Here is a 6,701-nt window from a genome sequence, read left to right as displayed (position 1 = left end):
TCGATGGACTGCGCATCCACTCCCGGCACGCCCTGATTCCTCTTCACATCCTGGAAAGCCTCCCAGACCTCCAACTTCGGAATATCAAACGGCTTGCCTAACGACTTCAACTGCTCCATCGGCTCCTCCCGGACATCGCCGGTTGACCAAACAAACACAGCCACGGATGACCCAGCCCCTTCGCTCCACCCCCATTACAGGGGCTTTATCGCTACTACGGGCCGGTCCGCCAGCGCACCCCGCGACGGTACTCAGTCCCTCACGGTTTCAGCCGCTTGGGACGCTCCCTCTCGCCGCCCAACCCGAGCGGACAGTGTCGGGGTGCGCTTTCTCCTGTTCCATGCGGAAGCAGCAGATCAGGCTCACGTCATCTTCATRCCGGGCACCATCTGGCCAATAAACGGGCTCCCGCCAGACTCATCCCGGAGGCCGAGAAATATCTCCGGTTCTGATGCCTTCTCGCTCTGTTTCGACACGTCAGCAATGATTCGCTTGCGCTCGTCTTCCTGATCCCCACCTGACGCCTCTCACGACGCCTTTTCCTCATCGCTCACCACGACGGTCTTCAGCCAACGCAGCATGAGGCGGTTTGGAGCCTCCCCCCGCAGGGCGACTCCGAAGGGCCAAGTCCTTCATCTCCCGCACAGCATCACTTGAGGATGCACTTCCTACATAGAGCTCCTCATCGTGTTCAGGACACACTCCCCGACAGAGCCGAATCGCGTGATTGTCGACTTCAGGGCTGTCAGCGCATGGGTCGTCGTCCGAGAGGGCGGTGACGGGAAAACGATGTCCTCGATGTCGGCGCTCTCGACGCCCAGATCGTCTCGTCGCACCATGGGCTTCTTGGGGAGGGAGAAAGTGCATGACGTCACCACAGCACGAGTCGTACGGCGAGGTAAACGGGGTTGGCGGGGCAGTCGGTGCCGATACGCCTCCGCAGCAGTCGCGGCTCAAAGGGCGCGTGCTCATGGCCACGGGCAGCGCTCTCCTCCTGATCGGGTCGCTCGGCGTCTACGGCGCGCGGCTGTTCATCTCGGGCACGGGGGGCTTCCTCGACGCGGTCCTGAGCAACATGGTCATTGTCCTCATCGGCGGTGGCGTGATCTGCGGCACTGGGGGCCTGCTCTACTCCCGGGGCCAACAGCATCTGCAAGCCCCCGCCGAGGAGGTCACCGCCGGCGACAGCCGGGCCCCTGTCCTGTACCTGCGCTCGTTCGAAGACGACTCCGTCACGAAGTCGTCCCATCTGGCGGGGTCGTATGCCATCGGCTCCCGGCAGTTCACCGAGGAGCAGGAGCTCACCTTGGCGCTGTCCACGGCGGGGCCAGTCATAGCTGTCGGACAGCCCGGCGAGCAGCTTCCGCTGTTGGGTGCGCATCGTTTATACATGGACGAGGACTGGCAGAACCGGGTCATCGAGCTCATGACCGGAGCCCGCCTTATCGTGCTGCGCCTGGGCACGACCGAGGGGGTCTGGTGGGAGTTCGAACAGGCGTTGGCGCGGGTGGGACCGGAACGGCTGTTGCTCCTCGTGCCCTCCGATCCAGAAGACGCGTACGAGCATTTCCGGCAGCGGGCGCACCCACGTATCAACCTCCCGGCGCTCCTGGATCCCCCGGCTCTCGGCCTTCGGCATAGTCGCATGAGCGTACGAGGCGCGCTCTTCTTCGGGCCCGGCTGGACCCCACACTTCATCGACTTCCACCGTGCGCCCATGCCGCTCATGCGCGGGTCCGAGGTCCGGGTGGAGTTCGTCAGGAAGGCGCTGGAGCCCGTCTTCGCCCAGCTCCGCTGAGGATCCGGCAGCATCACGGGCCCGCGCTACGGCCCACTCTTCGAGCAGCTGCGCGGATGGCCTGTGCGTACGGGGCATCGAACGCACGCGTTTCTGGGGGGAGCTCCCCGAAGGGAACGAGCGCCGCATGAGTGCTGTCGACCGACTGCATCCAGGCTGACCAGGCATTGTGGACGTCCTCGTCGGTTACCTGCTCCCCCTTGGCCTTCAGCAACACTGCATAGATGCGGAACAGAGCGGATGAGTCCTCGGGAGGTTCAGCTTCAGGTGGGAGGCAGGCCCGAATAAGGTCAGCGAGCGGATCAAGGTAGGTCACGCACTTAGTGTGCCCACAAGCAGCAGCACATGCGCTGCCACGAACACCAGAGGAACGACGCGTTCTGTATCACCCAACTCGGCGTAGCGCTTGCGCCAGCCGGTGATCGGATCGCGCTTCAGCTCCTCCCATTCGTCAGCGAATATCTTGACCGGGAGCCGCTCCTCGATCTTGTTGATGCCCTTGAACTTGGCAGTGTTGAGCTCCCGGTAGCTGCGAAGCTGCAGCCACCAGGTAGCCGACAGCGTGACGCCGGCGAGAGCCACGGCCACCGCCGCCCACCAAGGGGAGTCCTCGAGCTTGGGGAACCCAAAAGCCACGAGGGCGACGAAGGTGGTCTGGACGGAGAGGAAGAAGGCGTTGGCGGTCCCGCGGCGCGCGGAGACGCGGTCGGCCATCTCCACGCCAAGTTTGTAGAGCTCAAGGATCTCCGCACGCTGGACCGGGTCGGGAGGCGTTGTCACCGAGCCCCTCCGACGAGCGTCTTGAGGTTAGGCCACGTCCACTTGTAGAGCTTGTCGCTGGCCTTTGCAGCGGTCGGCTTCTTGCCGGTCTGGCCGCTGTACCCGTTCAGCAGGAAGTAGTCGATCCCCTCCTCCTGGGCGATCTGGAGCTCGATGGCCACGCCGGCAGCCTTGTTCGTGTGCTTGCCGCAGATCACGATGACGACGTCGGACGCTCGGATCCTGGCGCGGGCCTTGACCTTCCAGTCAGACGACGCCTTCTTGATCGACCAGTCATGTACCTCGAAGGGCGAGTCAGGGTTCTTGGCCTGCCCGATCAGGAATTCTTTGAGGCTCTTGTCGTAGTCATAGTCGAAACTGACGAACACGCGCTTGGGCATCGGCGTTCCTTACTCCAAGTGGAGGTATCTGCGCGAATGGTAAGGGTCGGCACTGACAGCAGCCATCGAAACGGAGATGACACCCTCTGCGGCGGGGCCTGACAGGAACAACCCGCCCCGAACGAAGGACCCCGGATGAACGGCCAACTCGACCTGCGCACCACCGTCCTGTTACTCGCCGGGGCGGGCGCCACCTACCTCGCCCTGATCCACCCTTTAGCAGGGGCCGCCCTTTTCGTCGGCATCGCAGTCATTGCCCTGCTGCACTCCCTGCTGGACCGCACCTGAGTAAACCGGCACCCTTCACGGAAGGTTGCCACACCAGTCGAAGCGGCGGCGGTCGCCGGGGAAGGCGGAACACCCTCACGTCGGCGGGGAGGACTCCTGCTCCGTGCCCCAGTCCTCGGCTGTTTTCGGAACACCCCCGCGTCGGCGGGGAGGACGGGCGCGTCCGGGGCGGACCAGCGCGGGTCGGCGGAACACCCCCGCGTCGGCGGGGAGGACGTCCGCAGCGCATCGAGGATCTGGTCGAGCGCCGGAACACCCCCGCGTCGGCGGGGAGGACTTACGGGCGAGGACGATCGGCTCGTGGGTGGGCGGAACACCCCCGCGTCGGCGGGGAGGACCGATCCGGACTGGTGGGTAATGCGAGGGCGAATGGAACACCCCCGCGTCGGCGGGGAGGACGAGAGGTCCAGTTTCCGCTGCCCGCCGATGGTCGGAACACCCCCGCGTCGGCGGGGAGGACCTCAGCGCCGCGAGCCCGTCCTCCCAGGCGCGCGTCCTCCCCACCGACGTGGGGGTGTTCCGCACGCCGAACTGGACGCGATGAGAGCGGCACGGTCCTCCCCACCGACGCGGGGGTGTTCCGCCCGCCAGCCAGTAGCCCATCGACGCGCCGCCGTCCTCCCCACCGACGTGGGGGTGTTCCACGCGACCTGCGTTTCGTGCGCGACCCCGCCCAGTCCTCCCCACCGACGTGGGGGTGTTCCGCTCAAGGTGCCCGCCGCAGCAACCCCCGCCGCGTCCTCCCCACCGACGTGGGGGTGTTCCGGCCGACCGCACGCTGCGCACCGTGCAGGACGCGTCCTCCCCACCGACGTGGGAGTGTTCCGGCGGCAGACCGGCTGCCCGGCCAGTGGTGGGAGTCCTCCCCACCGACGTGGGGGTGTTCCGGTGCAGGCCTACCTCGACGACGTGCTGCCGCAGTCCTCCCCGCCAACGCGGGGGTGTCCCGGCGCGCACGGAGTGGGAGCGGGCCTGGCGGCAGTGCTCCCCGCCGACGCGGGGGTGATCCGTACGGAGCTGGACTGATCGCCCTGTATCTGGTGTCCTCCCCGCTGACGCGGGGGTGCTTCGATCACCGCCACCCAGAAGGGCGCCGCCGAGACGTCCTCTCCTCCGACGCGGGGGTGATCCGCTGGACCCGCAGCCCGAGATGACCTGACGGGCGTCCTCCCCGCCGACGCGGGGGTGCTCCGGTGCCGCGTCATCCTCAAACCTGTATGCGCCGGTGCTGTTGCTGACGGCCGGCGACGTCGAGTGGCCGGGCCTGCTCGGCTACATCAAAGGCCTGCGGTTCATCCATCTTGAGGCGTTCGACACCGACGCCGCGGTCACCGCCACCGAGCTGCTGCGCTCCGGGCACTCCTGGGCCGCCGTCCACTCCATCCACGCCACCCGGCCCTGCGCCGCCCACCCCATCGGACGCTTTCTGCTCACCCTGACGTCCAAGGCGTACGCGGGCGCCGGCGTCCAGGCCGTCCACCCCGGCCAGTAGTTGCTGCGGCATCCCACGACGGTCTGCGGCCACCGCATGATCTCCATGAGATCACCAGAGGATGCCGTGCTGGTCCGGAAAGCTGTTCGGGTGACTGGTCTACCATCTGACGGGACGAGACGTACAGGGGGGCGCATGCGGCCAAAGCGGCTGAACGTCAAGATCACCATTCCGTTCCTGGGGGAGATCGGCGGTGAGTGGGAGCCCGACGACACCGAGCAGAGGGCTGCCTGGGAGCTCTACGTGGAGCTGGTGACGCGGGTTTCCGTCGCCCCGTTGCGTGAAGACGAAGGTTCGGCGCGTGAGGCGTTGACTTCCATGTACGTCCTCTTCGCGACGGTCCGCGACATCCTCAAACGGTACGGCCCCGACGTCGCGCCACCCGGGGCGCGTAACGAGGTGTCGTTCGGGATCCTCGCCGTCACCGTGCTTAACAGGGCGGTGCGGCCCGTCCTCAGCAAGTGGCATCCGCGGCTCACGGCCTGGGAGAGCTCCGCGCCGGCCGGCCGTTCCGCCGTCGAGCACGAGAACACCTGGCAGGAGATCGGCGCTCTCCGAGCCGATCTCGACTCGCTGCGTCTGGTTCTCCTGGAACTGGCCCAGGTGCTGGGTAACGTGGCAGGGGCCGCGGATCTGATCGGGACCTCGGAGGTCGTCCCCGCCCAGGCTCCGCAAGCGTCCGTCTCGTCCCAGCCGCCCGCCCCGAGAGGACCGGCCGTTCCGTGATCAAGGCGTTCTTCTCCTACTCGACACAGGACGCCGCCTTCGTACGAGAAGTGGCATCCGAGGTCGGCCGGGCCTTTGCCACGATCGACTACCGGTCGTTCCACGCCGGTGGCGATATCCTCGACTCCATCGACGAAGCCCTCAAGGAGTCAGCGGCTTTCGTCTTCTTCCTTAGTGCCTGTCCATGAACTGATCATTTCGAGGTTGGCGGGGCGGTGGCGCGGGCGAGGCGGCGTCGCATCAGGAGGATCATCGACCAGTGGACCATGGCCTCGTGGTGCTCCGGTAAGCGCTCGTAGTCGCGGACACACCGGCGTCGCCGGCAGATCCACGACAGAGTGCGCTCGACCACCCAGCGCCTCGGGAGCACCACGAAGCCCTTCACGTCGTCGCTGCGCTTGACGATCTCCAGCGTGACCTGGACCTTGTCTTTGGCCCAATCCACGAGCCTGCCCGCGTAGCCGCCGTCGGCCCACACCAGGACGATCCGCTCGTAGAGGTCGCGGAGGAACTCCAGCGCCGGGCGGGCGCCGTCGCGGTCCTGCACGCTGGCGGCGGTCACCAGCACGACCAGGACCATGCCGAGGGTGTCCACGATCACGTGGCGCTTGCGGCCGCCGACCTTCTTGCCCGCGTCCCACCCCCGACTGCCGGCGCCGACGGTCTCCGCGGCCCGCACGGACTGCGAGTCGATGACCGCCGCGGACGGCTCCCGCTCACGCCCTTCAGCCTCGCGGACCTTCTCGCGAAGGTCGTTGTGGAGGGCGAGGGTGAAGCCGTCCCGGCTCCACCGGGTGAAGATCGCGTGCAGGGTCTTCCAGCCAATGCCGTAGTCGGCGGGCAGGTTGCGCCACTTGTTGCCGTTGTCGGCGACGTAGCAGACGGCGTCGATGACCAGGCGGCGGCAGTACTCCTCCGGGCGGCCGCCGTTGCCGTCCAGCCAGGCCGGCCAGGGCAGCAGCGGCGCGATGGCCTGCCACTCCGCGTCCGTCATGTCCGTGGTGTAGCGGCGCGGACGGGCAGGGCGGTCGGCACCGTGGCCGAACCGGCAGGCCACGCATGAGCAGCGAGTTTCCTCATCCGGGGTGACAGCGACGGGCGCGTACGCGTACAACGGCATGACAGGACCTCTTGGTGCAGCGGCCGGCTTCAACACCGCTGTTGCTACCAAGAGGTCCTGCTCGTCCGGACGACTTCACCGATTCCGCTCCGCCGTCCCGACGATCAGTTCATGGAC

General features: G+C 67.0%; 8 protein-coding genes and 2 CRISPR repeat arrays. Of the genes, 5 read left to right on the top strand and 3 right to left on the bottom strand.

Going from position 1 to position 6,701, the window contains the following annotated elements; all coding sequences use genetic code 11:
- Positions 1 to 970: 970 nt before the first annotated feature.
- Entirely contained in the window at positions 971 to 1,798 is an 828-nt protein-coding gene (locus DIZ27_RS44220) for a hypothetical protein (protein ID WP_146229156.1), read from the top strand.
- 312 nt (positions 1,799 to 2,110) lie between these two features.
- Here DIZ27_RS44220 and DIZ27_RS44210 read toward each other — a convergent pair whose 3' ends face one another.
- A complete protein-coding gene (locus tag DIZ27_RS44210; protein WP_219933750.1) occupies positions 2,111 to 2,518 on the bottom strand; it encodes a hypothetical protein in 408 nt (135 codons plus the stop codon).
- Positions 2,519 to 2,574: 56 nt separating this feature from the next.
- Entirely contained in the window at positions 2,575 to 2,958 is a 384-nt protein-coding gene (locus tag DIZ27_RS44205) for a TIR domain-containing protein (RefSeq protein WP_109383883.1), read from the bottom strand.
- A gap of 135 nt (positions 2,959 to 3,093) precedes the next feature.
- On the opposite strand from DIZ27_RS44205, the gene DIZ27_RS46445 reads away from it, so the two are divergent.
- The 4 genes from DIZ27_RS46445 (at position 3,094) to DIZ27_RS44190 (ending at position 5,652) form a co-directional block, all read left to right on the top strand.
- A complete protein-coding gene (locus tag DIZ27_RS46445) occupies positions 3,094 to 3,246 on the top strand; it encodes a hypothetical protein (protein WP_181384034.1) in 153 nt (50 codons plus the stop codon).
- Between the two features lie 65 nt (positions 3,247 to 3,311).
- A CRISPR array of direct repeats spans positions 3,312 to 3,706; the repeat unit is 29 nt; unit sequence CGGAACACCCCCGCGTCGGCGGGGAGGAC.
- Positions 3,707 to 3,739: 33 nt separating this feature from the next.
- A CRISPR array of direct repeats spans positions 3,740 to 4,434; the repeat unit is 29 nt; unit sequence GTCCTCCCCACCGACGTGGGGGTGTTCCG.
- Between the two features lie 37 nt (positions 4,435 to 4,471).
- Entirely contained in the window at positions 4,472 to 4,738 is a 267-nt protein-coding gene (locus DIZ27_RS44200; protein ID WP_258308916.1) for a hypothetical protein, read from the top strand.
- Positions 4,739 to 4,873: 135 nt separating this feature from the next.
- The gene (locus DIZ27_RS44195) at positions 4,874 to 5,464 is read left to right on the top strand and encodes a hypothetical protein (protein WP_219933749.1); all 591 of its coding nucleotides are present in this window, start codon (positions 4,874 to 4,876) and stop codon (positions 5,462 to 5,464) included.
- On the top strand, positions 5,461 to 5,652 hold the full coding sequence (locus DIZ27_RS44190) for a toll/interleukin-1 receptor domain-containing protein (RefSeq protein ID WP_181384033.1): 192 nt from the start codon (positions 5,461 to 5,463) through the stop codon (positions 5,650 to 5,652). The genes DIZ27_RS44195 and DIZ27_RS44190 overlap by 4 nt, the downstream gene beginning before the upstream one ends.
- A gap of 5 nt (positions 5,653 to 5,657) precedes the next feature.
- On the opposite strand, the gene DIZ27_RS44185 is transcribed toward DIZ27_RS44190, so the two are convergent.
- Positions 5,658 to 6,458: an IS5 family transposase gene (locus DIZ27_RS44185; protein ID WP_109383887.1), complete on the bottom strand. Its 801-nt coding sequence runs from the start codon at positions 6,456 to 6,458 to the stop codon at positions 5,658 to 5,660.
- Positions 6,459 to 6,701 lie beyond the last annotated feature (243 nt).

The sequence above is a fragment of the Streptomyces sp. NWU339 genome (genome assembly GCF_003143855.1).
Taxonomy (GTDB): domain Bacteria; phylum Actinomycetota; class Actinomycetes; order Streptomycetales; family Streptomycetaceae; genus Streptomyces.
The sequence above is the reverse complement of the archived record's forward strand: the minus strand, read 5'-3'. Positions and strand labels throughout refer to the sequence as shown.